The sequence below is a fragment of the Sphingobium sp. SA916 genome, from assembly GCF_002894065.1.
Taxonomy (GTDB): Bacteria; Pseudomonadota; Alphaproteobacteria; order Sphingomonadales; family Sphingomonadaceae; genus Sphingobium; species Sphingobium fuliginis.
The window spans coordinates 78,564-93,830 of record NZ_LXYF01000001.1 but is presented as its reverse complement, the minus strand read 5'-3'; the positions used below and the strand labels follow the sequence as shown (position 1 = coordinate 93,830).

General features: G+C 65.4%; 18 protein-coding genes. 12 read left to right on the top strand and 6 right to left on the bottom strand.

What is annotated here, in order from left to right:
• Window positions 1-93: 93 nt before the first annotated feature.
• Both A8G00_RS00480 and A8G00_RS00475 read right to left on the bottom strand, forming a co-directional pair.
• Window positions 94-438, bottom strand: coding sequence for a GntR family transcriptional regulator (locus A8G00_RS00480; RefSeq protein WP_044662528.1), 345 nt, complete (start codon window positions 436-438; stop codon window positions 94-96).
• Window positions 439-510: 72 nt separating this feature from the next.
• On the bottom strand, window positions 511-1,089 hold the full coding sequence (locus tag A8G00_RS00475) for a nitroreductase (RefSeq protein WP_102999803.1): 579 nt from the start codon (window positions 1,087-1,089) through the stop codon (window positions 511-513).
• Window positions 1,090-1,227: 138 nt separating this feature from the next.
• On the opposite strand from A8G00_RS00475, the gene A8G00_RS00470 reads away from it, so the two are divergent.
• Window positions 1,228-2,748, top strand: a complete 1,521-nt coding sequence (locus A8G00_RS00470; protein ID WP_102999685.1) for a peptide MFS transporter — start codon at window positions 1,228-1,230, stop codon at window positions 2,746-2,748.
• 6 nt (window positions 2,749-2,754) lie between these two features.
• On the opposite strand, the gene A8G00_RS00465 is transcribed toward A8G00_RS00470, so the two are convergent.
• Entirely contained in the window at window positions 2,755-3,225 is a 471-nt protein-coding gene (locus A8G00_RS00465) for an SH3 domain-containing protein (RefSeq protein WP_061935501.1), read from the bottom strand.
• A 118-nt stretch (window positions 3,226-3,343) separates the two neighbouring features.
• Between A8G00_RS00465 and A8G00_RS00460 the strand changes: the two genes are divergently transcribed.
• Window positions 3,344-4,342 carry a D-glycerate dehydrogenase gene (locus tag A8G00_RS00460; RefSeq protein ID WP_044662526.1) on the top strand — a complete coding sequence of 333 codons (999 nt, stop codon included), beginning with the start codon at window positions 3,344-3,346 and terminating at the stop codon, window positions 4,340-4,342.
• Between the two features lie 274 nt (window positions 4,343-4,616).
• On the opposite strand, the gene copD is transcribed toward A8G00_RS00460, so the two are convergent.
• Together copD and copC are read right to left on the bottom strand one after the other, a co-directional pair.
• Window positions 4,617-5,465 (bottom strand): copper homeostasis membrane protein CopD, encoded by an 849-nt coding sequence (copD, locus tag A8G00_RS00455; RefSeq protein WP_102999684.1) that lies wholly within the window; start codon window positions 5,463-5,465, stop codon window positions 4,617-4,619.
• A gap of 5 nt (window positions 5,466-5,470) precedes the next feature.
• Window positions 5,471-5,863: a copper homeostasis periplasmic binding protein CopC gene (gene copC / locus A8G00_RS00450; protein ID WP_172451712.1), complete on the bottom strand. Its 393-nt coding sequence runs from the start codon at window positions 5,861-5,863 to the stop codon at window positions 5,471-5,473.
• 200 nt (window positions 5,864-6,063) lie between these two features.
• Here copC and A8G00_RS00445 point away from each other — a divergent pair, with 200 nt between their 5' ends.
• The 7 genes from A8G00_RS00445 to A8G00_RS00415 all read left to right on the top strand — a co-directional run bounded on the left by A8G00_RS00445 (window position 6,064) and on the right by A8G00_RS00415 (window position 10,579).
• Window positions 6,064-6,342 (top strand): hypothetical protein, encoded by a 279-nt coding sequence (locus tag A8G00_RS00445; protein ID WP_044663174.1) that lies wholly within the window; start codon window positions 6,064-6,066, stop codon window positions 6,340-6,342.
• 20 nt (window positions 6,343-6,362) lie between these two features.
• Window positions 6,363-6,818, top strand: coding sequence for a periplasmic heavy metal sensor (locus A8G00_RS00440; protein ID WP_025551831.1), 456 nt, complete (start codon window positions 6,363-6,365; stop codon window positions 6,816-6,818).
• Window positions 6,815-7,396, top strand: coding sequence for an RNA polymerase sigma factor (locus A8G00_RS00435; RefSeq protein WP_025551829.1), 582 nt, complete (start codon window positions 6,815-6,817; stop codon window positions 7,394-7,396). The genes A8G00_RS00440 and A8G00_RS00435 overlap by 4 nt, the downstream gene beginning before the upstream one ends.
• A gap of 29 nt (window positions 7,397-7,425) precedes the next feature.
• A complete protein-coding gene (locus A8G00_RS00430; RefSeq protein ID WP_102999683.1) occupies window positions 7,426-9,192 on the top strand; it encodes a copper resistance system multicopper oxidase in 1,767 nt (588 codons plus the stop codon).
• Window positions 9,189-10,106 carry a copper resistance protein B gene (locus A8G00_RS00425; protein ID WP_102999682.1) on the top strand — a complete coding sequence of 306 codons (918 nt, stop codon included), beginning with the start codon at window positions 9,189-9,191 and terminating at the stop codon, window positions 10,104-10,106. Before A8G00_RS00430 ends, A8G00_RS00425 begins: the two co-directional genes overlap by 4 nt.
• A gap of 77 nt (window positions 10,107-10,183) precedes the next feature.
• Window positions 10,184-10,372, top strand: a complete 189-nt coding sequence (locus A8G00_RS00420; protein ID WP_025551823.1) for a DUF1328 domain-containing protein — start codon at window positions 10,184-10,186, stop codon at window positions 10,370-10,372.
• A 3-nt stretch (window positions 10,373-10,375) separates the two neighbouring features.
• Entirely contained in the window at window positions 10,376-10,579 is a 204-nt protein-coding gene (locus tag A8G00_RS00415; RefSeq protein ID WP_044662521.1) for a DUF5818 domain-containing protein, read from the top strand.
• Window positions 10,580-10,600: 21 nt separating this feature from the next.
• Here A8G00_RS00415 and A8G00_RS00410 read toward each other — a convergent pair whose 3' ends face one another.
• A complete protein-coding gene (locus A8G00_RS00410; protein ID WP_044662520.1) occupies window positions 10,601-10,867 on the bottom strand; it encodes a hypothetical protein in 267 nt (88 codons plus the stop codon).
• Between the two features lie 415 nt (window positions 10,868-11,282).
• On the opposite strand from A8G00_RS00410, the gene acnA reads away from it, so the two are divergent.
• From acnA to A8G00_RS00395, 3 genes are all read left to right on the top strand, one after another.
• Window positions 11,283-13,952 carry an aconitate hydratase AcnA gene (acnA, locus tag A8G00_RS00405; protein WP_025551821.1) on the top strand — a complete coding sequence of 890 codons (2,670 nt, stop codon included), beginning with the start codon at window positions 11,283-11,285 and terminating at the stop codon, window positions 13,950-13,952.
• Window positions 13,953-14,181: 229 nt separating this feature from the next.
• On the top strand, window positions 14,182-14,520 hold the full coding sequence (locus tag A8G00_RS00400) for a hypothetical protein (RefSeq protein WP_025551820.1): 339 nt from the start codon (window positions 14,182-14,184) through the stop codon (window positions 14,518-14,520).
• A 38-nt stretch (window positions 14,521-14,558) separates the two neighbouring features.
• The gene (locus A8G00_RS00395) at window positions 14,559-15,224 is read left to right on the top strand and encodes a response regulator transcription factor (protein ID WP_044662519.1); all 666 of its coding nucleotides are present in this window, start codon (window positions 14,559-14,561) and stop codon (window positions 15,222-15,224) included.
• Window positions 15,225-15,267 lie beyond the last annotated feature (43 nt).

Below are 15,267 nucleotides of genomic sequence, written 5' to 3'. Positions count from 1 at the left end.
GGCAGGAAACCACCCAAATCAGCCAGCCCGGCGGCTCACGAACTTATCACGTCACCCGCACCCACTGCACTCATGGAAAAACGCAGCGCGATCCTAGGCTCGTTGCAAATCCAGATCCGCCGCGCTGATTCCCAGCCTCCTGATCTGCTCCGCCACAGGCGGCCATACGGTCTCCATGAAGCGCGCCCGTTCCATTTCCCGCAATCGCCGCGTCGCGCCGTCGGCGACGAACATGCCGACGCCGCGCTTCACCACGATCAGTCCATCGTCCTGAAAGCATTGATAGGCCTTCGCTACCGTCAGCGGATTGGCGCCCTGCTGCGCGGCCAGGGCACGCACGGAAGGCAGCATGTCCCCGTCGCGAAATTCCCCGTCCAGAATAGAAGCGGCGATGATCTCCCGAAGGCGGAGATAGACGGGTTTTGAGTCGTCGGCCATGGTGCATCAGTGCCATAATACAGCGTGGCAGGTCAAGCGACGCCCTTGCGCCATATCCGGTTGAGCATGTAACTATCTGTCCCAGACAGAAACTATATTGTCATATTCTGGCCGAGGACGCTCTTCCTGTTCCCGTCCCGCAGTGCCGATGAAGATGAAGCCCGCGATCCGTTCCCCGGCTTTCGCAAAGGCCGCGCGCACATCCTCATTATAGCTGGGCCAGCCCGTCAGCCAGCCCGCCGCAAAGCCCAGCGCATGCGCTGCATGGAGCAGATTCATGATCGCCGCGCCCGCCGACAGTTCCTGTTCCCACACAGGGATCTTGCTACCCTCTACCGGCGCGGACAGCGCGACGACCAGCGTGGGCGCCTGATGCGCGAACTGGCGCATTGACTCCATCTCCAGCCGCCCGGCATCGGGCTTTTCGGCGCGATACGCCGTCTCGAGCAATGCCGCGAGAGCGTCCCGCTTCTCCAGCGGCACGATCACGAAGCGCCAGGGCGCCAGCTTGCCATGATCGGGCGTGCGCTGCGCCACCTCCAATATCGTGCGGAGCTGGCCTTCGTCCGGTCCCGGCGCGATCAGGTCGCGGGGCTTGCCCGATCGGCGGGTCTGGAGAAGCGAGAGCGGAGAACTGCGGTCGTTGAACATGGCCGTCCAGATGGCCCGGCGGCGGACAGGACGCAAGGGCAGGGCCGCTCTTTGACAGACGAATAATTTCGGTTCTAGGCTGGCGGCGACAAGGGATGCGTTTCGCAGGGCCCGCAACAAGATAGGATAAGGGGCCGGATGGCGACCTCCATTTCAACGCCCGCCGGGGCAGGAGCGGGCAGGACCTGGCTCGGCCATCCGCGTGGGCTGTTCCTGCTGTTCTTCGTGGAGATGTGGGAACGCTTCTCCTTCTACGGCATGCGTGCGCTGCTGATCTTCTACCTGACGCAGCATTTCCTCTTTTCCGATCGCGACGCCAGCTACGCCTATGGCGCCTATATGTCGCTGATCTACATCTCGCCGCTGATGGGCGGTTATCTGGCGGACCGCTATCTCGGCCAGCGCAAGGCCGTGCTGTTCGGCGGTGTCGTCATCGCCGCCGGGCACATCATCCTGGGCATGGAAAGCGACGATGCGGGGGCCATGGGCCTTGGCCTGTTCTGGCTCGGCCTGGCGACGGTGATCACGGGTACGGGCTTCCTCAAATCCAGCGTTTCGGCACTGGTGGGGCAGCTCTATCCGCGCGACGACATGCGACGCGACCCGGCCTATACGATCTTCTACATGGGCATCAACCTGGGTGCGACAATAGGCCCGGTCATCTGCGGCTATCTGGGCCAGACATGGGGCTGGCACTGGGGCTTCGGCGCGGCGTCGGTCGGCATGATCGCGGGCGTGATCGGCTTCATGCTGTGCAGGCCGCTGCTCCAGGGCAAGGGCGAGCCGCGCGATCCCGAACGCCTCAGGCAGCGTGTCGGCGGCATCCTCAGCCGCGAATGGCTGGTCTATCTCTCCAGCCTGGCGTTCATCGCGCTGTGCTGGTTCCTGATCCAGAATCATGTGATCGTCGGCTGGATGCTGGCGGCGGCAAGCGTCGCCGTCGTGCTGTACATCCTCTGGGAAGCGTTCGGCCAGATGGAGCGGATCGGCCGCGACCGGATGCTGGCGGCGCTGTTCCTGCTGGTCATCAACCCGCTCTTCTGGGGCCTGTACGAACAGACGGGATCGTCGCTCAGCCTGTTCACGGATCGCTATACGGACCGGAACATCTGGGGCTTCAACGTGCCTGCCTCGATGTTCCAGTCCGTCAACGCCGCCTATATATTGATGTTCGGACCGGTGATGGCGGGCTTGTGGATCTGGCTGGCGAAGCGGGGGTGGGAACCCTCCACTCCTGCCAAGTTCGGCATTGCGCTGGCGCTGGTGGGCGCGGGCTTCCTGATCCTGGTGGCGGGAACCGGCGCGCCCGGTACGCTGACGCCGGTGCTGTTCATCTTCCTGCTCTATCTTTGCCACACGCTGGGCGAACTCTGCCTGTCCCCTGTCGGCCTGTCCGCCATGTCGAAACTGGCGCCGTCGCGGATGATCGGCCTGATGATGGGCATCTGGTTCCTGGCCATGGCGCTGGGCGAATATGCCGCCGGGCTGATTGCGGCGGCGACGGGCGGAGAGGGCGGCGCGGCCTCCCGCGGCGATGTGCTGGCGGTCTATGGCAGGATCGGCTGGTGGTCGGTCGGCGCGGGGCTGGTCGTCATGGCGCTGGCGCCGCTGGTGAAGCGGCTGATGCACGCCGACCGGTTCGACGAAGAGGGCGAGTGAGCGGCGCTACCCCGTCGCGCCCCATATGTCGCTGGCGCGGATGAAGCCCTTCTGCCCCCCTACGTCGAAGGCGCACCAGCCCTTGCCGCAGGAGGAAAGCCGCCCCACCACGCCCTTCTGCGCGCGGAACAGGGCGCGGGCGTCCTCGCTGGGGGAATCTCGCATCGGAGCGATGTCCGCCGTGACGATGGCGGTGGGGGTGTCGCTCAGCAGGCGGACATGCATCCACCCCTGCGTGCCGGTCGAATCCTCCACCTTGCGCCACAGGCCCAGCACCTGCACCACCTTCACCGGCAGGTCGCGGCGGCGATAGACCCAGTTGGACGGGTAATCCAGGCTGGGGCCCACGCGCATGCGCGCCTCGGCCTGGGTCAGCGACGCCCAATAGGGCACCGGCTTCGCAGGCGCGGCCCATGCCCCGCCCGCCCAGCACAGCGCCGCGACCATGCCCGCGCCCAGATAGCCCTTCATGCCCATATCGTCCCCATTGCCTGACTGCCGGACCATAGCCGCTCGCGGCCATGACCGACAACCGCTCTCTTGCGGATATGGATAAGCGCTTGACCATCGTCCTCACGGGGAATAGCGGCCAGACATGGCCAAGAAACCGCGCCCCGCCACGCCGCGCGTCATCGTTACGCGCCGCCTGCCTCCCAATGTCGAGGCGCGCATGGCCGATCTGTTCGATACGGTCTTCAACATCGGTGACGTGCCGATGGATCGCGCCGCGCTGACCCGCGCCATGGCCCAATGCGACGTGCTGGTGCCGTCCGTCACCGACCAGATCGACGCCGCGCTGATCGAGGCCGCGCCGGAGAGGCTGCAACTCATCGCCAGCTTCGGCAGCGGCGTCGACCATATCGACCTCAATGCCGCGCGGCAGAAGGGGATCATCGTCACCAACACGCCCGGCGTGCTGACCGAAGACACCGCCGACATGACGATGGCGTTGATCCTGTCGGTGCCGCGCCGCCTGGCGGAGGGGGAGAAGCTGGTGCGCTCTGGCGCGTGGACCGGCTGGAGTCCGTCGGGCATGCTGGGGCACCGCATCGGCGGCAAGAAGCTGGGCATCATCGGCATGGGCCGCATCGGCCGTGCGGTCGCGCGCCGCGCGGCGGCCTTCGGCCTTTCCATCGCCTATCACAACCGCCACCGCCTTCCCTTCGAAGTGGAGCAGGAATTGCAGGCGCACTGGCATGGCGATCTGGAGTCGCTGCTGGCGGGCAGCGACATCGTGTCGATCCACTGCCCGCTCAACGCCGACAGCCGCGGGATGATCGACGCCCGGCGGATCGCGCTGATGCGGTCCGACGCCTATCTGATCAACACATCGCGAGCCGAGATCACGGATGAACCGGCCTTGATCGGGGCGCTTGCGGAAGGACGGATCGCAGGGGCGGGGCTGGACGTCTATACGCATGAACCGGCGGTCGACGCGCGGTTGCTGGACCTCTCCAATGTGGTGCTGCTGCCGCATATGGGGTCCGCGACAATCGAAGGGCGCGACGCCACCGGGGCACGGGTGATCGCCAATATCCGCAGTTGGGTCGACGGCCACCGGCCGCCCAATCAGGTGCTGGAAGGTTGGGTCTGAAGCAATCGCCGGTGCGATGGGGAGATGGGTGGTAATCTGACGCCCACTTATCCCTCTTCCTTGAGGGAGAGGGCTGCGCAGACTCGGCAGCTTGCTGCCTTAGTCGCAGCTGGGTGAGGGGGGTGCGATCCAACGGATCGCGGGGACCGCAGGCCCGCTTCCCCCCTCTAAATCAGCCCAGGCACCTTCGTCGCCAAGGCTTCCATTCTTCTCCCTCAAGGAAAAGGAAGGTCTTGAAATCGCCAATCCCAATCCTCCCCTCATCACCCACATTTCAAGCCAGTGGATCCAGGGTCCCAAGCGCCGCGACCAGTCCCAGGATGAGGACCGCCAGGCTGGTTTCCGCCAGCAGCGACAGGCGCAGATGGGCAACGCCTCCGTTCCTCTCCAGCATCGGCGTCAACCACCAGCGATTGGCGGCGGCGAGCAGCAGCATGCCGGCGAACAGCGCCAGCTTGGTGAGAAGCAGCCAGCCATAAAGGCCATGCAGAAGCGCGGGCAGTTGGGCTATACCGACGATCATCACTGCGTTGAATGCGCCGGTCAGGATCAGCGTCGCGACGAAGATCGTGCCGAACAGGGAGAAACGCTCCAGCATATGGGCGGTTCGTCCGGTCTCCCTTCCCGAAAGCACGGCATGCAGCAAGGCCAGCAGCGCACCGAACCATCCGGCGGCGGCCAGCACATGCAGCGCGTCCGCGATGCGGTGGGCGCTGCCGGCAAGGCCTTCGCTGGCGGCGGCATGGCCCGACCAGGCCAGGGTCGCGGCGGCGATGGCGGCGGGCAGGGCCAGGGCGGCGTTCCATCCGGCGCCCTGCCGGAGCAGCAGCGGCAGGATCGACAGCAGCGCGACGGCCCGGACCGCCAGCACCATGCCAAGCGGCGTTTCCTTGAGCAATATCCCGACGACGCCCCAGTCGGGGGGCAGGAACGGGGTTCCCGCCATGACTGCCGCGCTGGCGAGCAGCCACAGGGCGGAGAGCGCAAGCCCGGCCACCGCCAGCGCGCAGATCGCCCCGCGCCGCGTGCTTCCGCCCATGCTCCACCAGAACAGCGGCAGGCCGGCGAGCGCTGCAAGATCGGCGTACAGGGCGAAACGGGCAGTGACGAGAAGCCAGTCCATCGACCTTATTTGACCGAGAAGCTGTATTTGCCCGCGATCTTGTGCTGGTCGGCGCCGACGATGTGCCAGTTGAGGTCGTAGCTGCCGGCCGGCAGCGCCCGGGGCAGGGTGACGATCATGGTTTTCCCGTCCCCGTCGACCGCTGTCTTGAAGCCCTTGATCGGCATCGGCGCATGATCGGCCATGCCCGGCATGCCGGTCATGGTGAGGTCCACGCCGCTCAAGGGCGCGAGCAGCTTTTCGGAAAAGCTGAGCGTCAGCCGGGTGGGTTTGGAGACGGTGGCGTCCGCCGCCGGGCTGGAGGAAAGCAGCTTCGGATGCGCCAGCGCTGCGGAGGGGAGGGCGGCAAGGCCGAAGGCGGCGGCCAGCATGGCGGGGATGAACAGGTTGCGACGCATGATGATAGGCTCCCGATCGATTGCGGTTACGGACCATTACGCATTGCGCTTTCCGACCCCTCTACCGGAGCGCAGGAATTTTTGCATGAGGGGTTGGTAAGCGCCCTGCGTATTGCAGGCGACAGGACATGGTGTTTGTGGTGATTTCGGCGTGGCGGATGATGCCCGCCGGCTTGAAGCCACTATGTGGAGTGAAAGTGATGAGCGACCTCGATCAGCTATTGGGCCAGGTGGCCGCCCAGATGCGGAACGCCCCCGCCGATCCGCGTCTGGAAAGGCTGGAGGACGCCGTGATGGCAGGCGTCGTCTCACGCCGCGAACGGGCCGTGGCGCGGCGCAGCCTCGCGCTGGCGGGGATCGTCGCGGTGGGCATCGGGTGGATCGGCAGCGTGGTGCCCGGCAGCCCGGCGCAGGCGGCGTCCCGGCCCGCCATCATCGGCATGTCGGATTACGCACCCTCCCGCCTGCTGGGGCAGTGAGTCATGCGGGTGGCAAGGGCATGAGGGGAACCGCACGCTATGGGCTGGTCGCGCTGGTCGCCTTTGCAGCGGCGCTGGCGGCGGTGCTGGTGGCGCGGGCCTGGATCGCGCCGGAACCGCGCGTCGAAAGCGAGGTTCATGCCCTGATCCACCAGAAGCTGGAACTGGATGCGGCGCAGGAACGGCGCATTCACGCGCTGGAGGCCGATTTCGCGAGGCGGCGCGAGGCCATGGAGGCGGAGATGCGCGCCGACAATGCGCGACTGGCGCAGGCGATCGCGGCGGAGCATGGCTATGGCCCGAAAGTGGCCGAGGCCGTCGACCGGTCGCATCACGTCATGGGCATGCTTCAGAAGGAGACGCTGAAGCATATCTTCGCGATGCGCGCCGTGCTGCGGCCGGATCAGGCGGCGCAGTTCGACGCCGCCATCGTCAAGGCGCTGACCCGGCCAGCCCCCGTCCCGCCGGAGCGGTGAGCCCGTCGCTCACCGAACGCGGCGATGCGGAGCTGGCCGCGCTGGCGCTCGCCGGGCAGCAGAGCGCCTATGGCGAGCTGATGCGCCGCCATCGCGACGCCGTGTTCCGTCTGGCGCGGGGACATGCGGGCGATGCGACGGAGGCGCTCGACATCACGCAGGAGACGTTCATCTCCGCCTTCGCCGCGCTTGGCCGCTATGATGGCGCGCGGCCCTTCCGGCTGTGGATCGCGCGGATCGCGGTGAATAAATGCCGTGACTGGGCGCGGCGGCGGGCGGTGCGGCGCTTCTTCACCTTCGCCCGGCCGATCGAGGAAGCAGGCGCCGTGGCGGACGGCATGCCGACGCCGGAGGAGGCTGTCCAGTCCCGGGCGGAGCTGGCGCATATCCATGCAGCCATCGCCGCATTGCCCGGCAATCTCAAGGACGTGCTGGTTCTGCGCGCCATCGAGGGAATGAGCCAGGCGGAGGCGGCGCAGATATTGGGCATCAGCGAGAAAGCCGTCGAAACACGCCTCTACAGGGCGCGCAACAAATTGGCCGAAGGATTGAGGGATGGGGCGACGGGCCGCGTATAGGGGAAAACCGTCCTTTTGCAGAGCTGTCCATGCCCTTCATCCTTCCCGATGTCGATCGCCGCACCCTCGTCCGCAATCTTGGCGGTCTGGGCGGCGCGCTGGCGCTGAGCCGGGTTTTCCCCGCCTGGGCGCGGAGCGGAACGGCCGGCCTGACCCCGGCCCCGGCTCCAGCCCCGGAAGTGCTGAGCGGCGAGGCCATCGCCCTGACCGTGGCGGAGGGGCATTTTTCGACCGGCGGGCGTTCGGCGCACGCGGTGATGATCAACGGCACGCTGCCCGCGCCGCTCATCCGCCTCAAGGAAGGGCAGAATGTCCGCCTGTCCGTCACCAACCGGCTGCGGGAGGATACGTCGATCCACTGGCACGGCCTGATCGTGCCCTTCCAGATGGACGGGGTGCCGGGGGTCAGCTTTCCCGGCATCCGCCCCGGCGAGACCTTCACCTATGAATTCCCCATCCGGCAGTCCGGCACCTACTGGTATCACAGCCATTCCGGCATGCAGGAGGCCGTCGGCCATTATGGGCCGATCGTGATCGATCCGGCGGGCGCCGATCCGGTGGACGCCACGCGAGAGCATGTCGTCATCCTGTCCGACTGGAGCCCGGTCCACCCGCACGTCCTGCTGAAGCGCCTCAAACAGATGGGCGGCTATTTCAACATGCAGAAGCAGACCTTGGCGGGGCTGCTGGCCGGGAAGGACCAGAACGCGAAGGAGCGCATGGAATGGGGCGCCATGCGGATGGACCCGACCGACATATCCGACATCACCGGATCGACCTACAGCTTTCTGGTGAACGGCCATGGCACGGCGGAGAACTGGACTGGCCTCTTCACGCCGGGCGAGCGGGTGCGGCTGCGCATCATCAATGCGGCGGCCATGACCAACTTCAACCTGCGGCTGCCGGGCCTGCCGATGACCGTGGTGCAGTGCGACGGCCAGCATGTGCAGCCGGTCGAGACCGACGAGTTCCAGATCGGCATCGCGGAAACCTATGATGTGGTGGTGCAGCCCGGGGAAGCGAAGCCCTACGCCCTGATCGCGGAAGCGATAGACCGATCGGGCCTCGTTCGGGCGACCCTGGCGCCGCGCATGGGCCTTGCGGCGGAGGTGCCGCCGCTGCGCGACCGACCGCTGCTGGGCATGAAGGACATGGGCATGGACATGTCTGGAATGGACATGGGGCAGGGCGGAGTCATCGATCTCAGCCAGCCCGCCAATGAAGGCATGGCCGGCCATTCGATGAAGATGCGCGACAGGTCGGTGGCGCCGCAGGTGAAGATGGGATCGGGCGTCGCGACGCTCTCGCCCATGCCGGCCGACAGGACCGCCGACCGCCCGACGGGGCTGGAGACCGTCGACCATCGCGTGCTGACCTATGCCGATCTCAAATCGCTGACGCCCCATGCGGACAGGCGTCCGCCGACCCGGACGCTCGACATCCACCTCACCGCGAACATGGAGCGCTATATGTGGTCCTTCGACGGGGTGAAGCTGTCGGATGGGGCGGACCCCATTCCCTTCCGCCATGGGGAGCGGGTGCGCGTCAACCTGATCAACGACACGATGATGCCGCACCCGATCCATCTTCATGGCCATTTCTTCGAACTGGTGACCGGTGCGGGCGACCATAATCCGCTCAAGCACACGGTGAACGTGCTGCCGGGGGGAAAGGTGAGTTTCGACCTTACCGCCGACGCGCTGGGCGATTGGGCCTTTCACTGCCATATGCTGATGCACATGCACACGGGGATGATGCGCGTCGTGACCGTGCGGCACGCGGGGGACGCGGCATGAAGGCGCCGGTTTGCCTGGCCGCGCTGCTGCTCGCTTCCGCCGCCTTGCCGGCCTGGGCGCAGGATCATGGCGGGATGGACCACGGCGCCATGCAGCAGGAGGATCATTCCGCCCATCAGCCGCCTGCCGGGGACGCCCATGCCGGTCACGGCCAGCCCGCGCCCGATGGCGGCGCGCCCGAAGGGGTGGCCCCTCCCATGCCGTCCGATCATGCCTCGGAAGCTTTTTACAACCCCGCCGAAATGGCGCGCGCCCGTGCCGCCATGCTCAAGGAAAGCGGCGGCATGACCTTCTCCCGGCTGATGCTCGACCGGCTCGAATATCGCATGGGCAGGGGCGCCGACGGCTATCATTGGGAAGGGGAGGGCTGGATAGGCGGCGACATCGACCGTTTCGCCTTCAAGACCGAAGGAGAGGGCGAATTCGGCGGCCCGCTGGAAAGCGCGGAGGTGCAGGCGCTTTACAGCCGCGCCATCGATCCCTGGTTCAACCTGGAAGCCGGCGTCCGCCACGACATTCGCCCCGATCCGCAGCGGACCTATGCGGTGGTGGGGATAGAGGGTCTCGCCCCCTATTGGTTCGAGGTCGGCGCGCAGGCCTTTCTGTCCGACAAGGGTGACGCGCATCTGCGGCTGGAGGGCAGCTACGACCAGCGCATTACCCAGCGCCTGATCCTGCAACCGGCGGTGGAGATCAACCTCGCGGCGCAGGACGTGCCCGAACTGGGCATCGGTTCGGGTCTTTCCGACATCGAGTTGGGATTGCGCCTGCGCTATGAATTCGCGCGTGAATTCGCGCCCTATGTCGGGGTCAACTGGGAACGCAAGCTGGGCGACACCGCCCGCTTCACCCGGCTGGATGGAGAGCGGGCTGCAACGACGAGCCTGGTGATGGGCGTGCGCTTCTGGTTCTGATCGCCTGACCGCGGTCAGGAACCGGCGGTCCCGCCATCCGTTGGAAGGAGCAGGTCTTTCACCGGAAGGAGTGTCGCATGATCCGTCTGGCCATTATTTCGCTCGTGATCGCCGCCGTGCTCGCCATATTGGGCTTCGGCGGCGCGGCGGGCGCCTTCGTGGGTATCGCGAAGTTCCTGTTCGTGCTGGCGATCGCACTGTTCGTCATCTTCCTCGTCCTTGGCCTGATGGCTGGCAAGGGGATCAAGAACGCGATAGACCGATGACCCATGACGGAGATCGGTGCTGGAGTGGATGAAACCGGGCGGCTGGTCCGCGACGAGGCGGGTTTTCTGCTCCAGCGCGATCTGGGCGGCAGTTTCCGCCTGGTGTTGCTGCGGGTACCCGTCGACCATGTGGAAAAGCGGGTGCGGGTTCAGGGCTATTATGCCGGCGACGGCATAGTGGAGGTGGAGGGGGTGGCCGCGGCCTGACGGCGCGCAGCCCTCCTCCGATCAGGGATTGATCGAGTCGCGCGGATCGCCTGACGCCATGACGTCATGCGTGCTTACGAAACGGGCGCAGGCTCCGAAACCACGGTTGTTCTCCAGTGGCAGGGCGGTTTCGCAATAGGCGCATTCGGCCATCAGCCGGCCGACCATCCACTGGCTGCGGCCGCAACTGGGGCAGTGATTGGCTTCCCCCGGATGATAGTGGATGATGTAACCCCTTAAGGCCGGGTCGAAAGACTTGCCGGTCGCGAGGCTGGAAACTGGGCGCATCGTCTCTTCCTCCTCAGACATATATCTCGGCATCGACGTAAAATTCGGAAATTTCCCCCGAGCTTCACATCAGCATTGATGCAACGACGAACGTCAGAGCGAGCGACCCTTTATCATCTCTGCAAAGCCCGCTCCTTGCACCAGAACGCGGCTGCAACCCAATGTATCCCGCCCCGGAGGACCGCGTCTACAAGAAAGATTATCAAGGACCGTCCCATTTTCGCGCCTTCGCATTTGACTTGAGGCGCGCAGGCGCTATGGCGGCGCGCATCGGGACATATCCGCTTCGGCCGTGAGTTGGGGCGCATCCCGCCACCTTGCCGTCCGGTCTTTTTTCGCCGTCCGGCGAGCCTCTGGTGGAATAGCGTCATCCTGCCTGCTCCTGGCCGGGCAACTGCGAGGAGACGCACGACTCATGACCGCCATCGGACAGGACACACTCGGCACGCGCGACACTTTGAAGGTCGGCGGCAAGGACATCGCCTATTATTCGCTGAAGAAGGCGGCCGCGAAGCTTGGAGACGTTTCGCGCCTGCCTTTCTCGATGAAGGTGCTGCTGGAGAACCTGCTCCGTTTCGAGGACGGCGTCACCGTCACCACCGACGACATCCAGGCGATCGTCGACTGGCAGAATGACAAGGGCAAGGCGGAGCGGGAGATCCAGTATCGCCCCGCCCGCGTGCTGATGCAGGACTTCACCGGCGTTCCCTGCGTGGTCGACCTGGCCGCCATGCGCGACGCGATGACCGCGCTGGGCGCCGACGCCGGCAAGATCAACCCGCAGGTGCCCGTCCACCTCGTCATCGACCACTCGGTCATGGTTGACGAATTCGGCACGCCCAAGGCGTTCGAACAGAATGTGGAAATCGAATATCAGCGCAATATGGAGCGCTACGACTTCCTGAAATGGGGTTCGAAGTCGCTCGCCAACTTCTACGCCGTGCCGCCGGGCACCGGCATCTGCCATCAGGTGAACCTGGAAAATATCGCGCAGGCCGTCTGGTCGAGCGAAGGCCCCGACGGCGTCACCGTCGCCTATCCCGACACCTGCGTCGGCACCGACAGCCATACCACCATGATCAACGGCCTGGGCGTGCTGGGCTGGGGCGTGGGCGGCATCGAGGCTGAGGCCGCGATGCTGGGCCAGCCCGTCTCCATGCTCATTCCCGAAGTCGTCGGCTTCCGCTTCACCGGCGAACTGAAGGAAGGCGTCACCGCCACCGACCTCGTCCTCACCTGCACCCAGATGCTGCGCGCCCGTGGCGTGGTCGGCCGCTTCGTCGAATATTTCGGCCCCGGCCTTGCCACCCTGTCGCTGGCCGACCGTGCGACGCTGGCCAACATGGCGCCGGAATATGGCGCGACCTGCGGCTTTTTCGGGATTGACGACAAGACGCTCGACTATATGCGCCTGACCGGCCGCACCGAAGAGAATATCGCCCTGGTCGAAGCCTATGCCAAGGAGCAGGGCTTCTGGATCGATCCATCGGTCGAACCGGTCTTCACCGACACGCTGGAACTGGACCTCGGCACCGTCGTCCCCAGCCTCGCAGGGCCGAAGCGCCCGCAGGACCGCGTTTCGCTGCCGGAAGTGGACGATGTGTTCAACGCCGACATGGAAAAGGTCTACAAGAAGGCCCAGGCGCGCGTTCCGGTCGAGGGCAAGGATTTCGACATTGGCGACGGCGACGTCACCATCGCCGCGATCACCAGCTGCACCAACACCTCGAACCCCGGCGTCCTGGTCGCCGCGGGCCTCGTCGCCAAGAAGGCGAACGAACTGGGCCTGAAGCCCAAGCCCTGGGTCAAGACCTCGCTGGCGCCCGGCTCGCAGGTGGTCACCGACTATCTGGAAAAGGCAGGGCTTCAGTCGCATCTCGACGCCGTCGGCTTCAACCTCGTCGGCTATGGCTGCACCACCTGCATCGGCAACTCCGGCCCGTTGGCCGAGCCGATCAGCAAGGCGATCAACGAAAACGGCCTGGTCGCCGCCGCCGTCATCTCCGGCAACCGCAATTTCGAGGGCCGCGTGTCGCCCGACGTGCGCGCCAACTTCCTGGCCTCGCCGCCGCTGGTCGTCGCCTATGCGCTGAAGGGCACGGTGGTCGAAGACTTCATCACCACGCCGATCGGGACTGGCAAGGACGGTCAGCAGGTGTTCCTGAAGGACATCTGGCCGACCAACGACGAAGTGGCCTCGACCATGGCGGGCTGCATGGACCGCCAGATGTTCCAGGCGCGCTATGCCAATGTCTACAAGGGCGACGCCCACTGGCAGGCGATCGACGTCACCGGTTCGGACACCTATAGCTGGCGCGCCGGCTCTACCTATGTCGCCAACCCGCCCTATTTTGAGGGCCTGACCATGACCCCGAAGCCGGTCACCGACATCGTGGAGGCCAAGCCGCTGGCGATCTTCGGCGACTCGATCACCACCGACCACATCTCCCCGGCCGGTTCGATCAAGGCGACCAGCCCGGCGGGCAAGTGGCTGCAGGAGCGTCAGGTGGCGCAGGCCGACTTCAACAGCTACGGCGCGCGCCGCGGCCATCACGAGGTCATGATGCGCGGCACCTTCGCCAATATCCGCATCAAGAACCTGATGCTGGACGGCGTCGAGGGCGGCATGACCCGCTATGAAGGCGAAGTCATGCCGATCTACGACGCGGCGATGAAGCACAAGGCCGACGGCACCCCGCTGGTCGTCATCGGCGGCAAGGAATATGGCACCGGTTCGTCGCGCGACTGGGCGGCGAAGGGCACCAACCTGCTGGGCGTGCGCGCCGTCATCGTAGAGAGCTTCGAACGTATCCACCGTTCGAACCTGGTCGGCATGGGCGTGCTGCCGCTCCAGTTCAAGGACGGCCAGAACAAGGACACGTTCGGTCTGACCGGCGACGAAACCTTCACCATCCAGAATGTCGCCGGCCTGAAGCCGCGCCAGGATGTCGAAGTGATCGTGAAGCGCGCGGACGGTTCCACCTTCACCTTCACCGCGCTTTGCCGCATCGATACCGTCAACGAACTGGATTATTTCCTGAACGGCGGCATCCTCCAATATGTGCTGCGCAAGCTCGCCGCCTGACCGGCCAACGCATCAGGATGATGAAAAGGGCTCCCTCCATAAGGAGGGAGCCCTTTTCCTTTGGAGGCAAGGCCGAGATCGCAAGAGCCGCCGCATGGCCGCTTTCAGGTCAATCCCCATCATCGACCGTGTCGGGCTCCTGCGCGGGCAGGTCAGGGTGCGCCCCAGGAAGAGGGCGGCAGGCGGAACGCGCGCTACCCACCCTTCATCGTCATTCACCACCTGTTCAATGGCTCCCGGCTATGCCAAGGTCATGGAAATGAAGCGGTTCAGACTGATAGCAGGCCTGGGGGCCATGGCGGTGCTTTTCGCCGCGAATCCTTCCGCTTATGCCAGCAGCCAGCGCGATGAGCAGGATGCGGCGCGCCGCGCGATGCTGGACGGGCAGGTCATGCCATTTTCCGTCATCAAGCGCCGGGTGGATGCCGCCATGGGCGGCGCCACCTATCTGGGCAGCGAATTCAACCCGTCCACCAATCGATACCGCCTGAAATATGTGAAGGACGGCAAGGTGCTATGGGTTGATGCGGACGGTCGCACGGGCGATATAATCGGCTGGGCGCGCTGACAGGCGCGCGTCGGGCATAACAACAGAAACGGGGCCATATGCGTCTGCTGATCGTCGAAGATGAACCTAGCCTCGGGCAACAGCTCCGCAACACGCTGGAAGGCGCGGGCTATGCCGTGGATCTGGCCGACGATGGCGAGGACGGGCATTTTCTGGGTGCGACCGAAAGCTATGACGCGGTCGTTCTGGATCTCGGCCTGCCCACCATCGACGGCCTTACCGTGCTGGACCGCTGGCGCAAGGAGGGACGCAGCTTCCCGGTGCTGGTGCTGACGGCGCGCGACAGCTGGTCAGACAAGGTGGCCGGGCTGGACGCGGGCGCCGACGATTATCTTGCCAAGCCTTTCCAGAGCGAGGAACTGATCGCCCGCCTGCGCGCGCTGATCCGCCGCGCATCGGGCAATGCGTCGAGCGAACTGACGGCGGGCGACGTAAGGCTGGATACGCGCTCGGGCAAGGTGACGCTGAAGGGCGAGCCGGTGAAGCTCACCGCGCAGGAATATAAGCTGCTGTCATACCTCCTTCACCACAAGGGCAAGGTGGTGAGCCGCACCGAATTGATCGAGCATATCTACGATCAGGATTTCGACCGCGATTCCAATACGATCGAAGTGTTCGTGACCCGCATCCGCAAGAAGCTGGGCGCGGACGTCATCACGACGATCCGGGGCCTGGGCTACAGCCTGGATGAACCGGGGCGGTAATCGCTCATCTTCCGTTCGGGCTTCGGGCGAACGGAAACAAAGG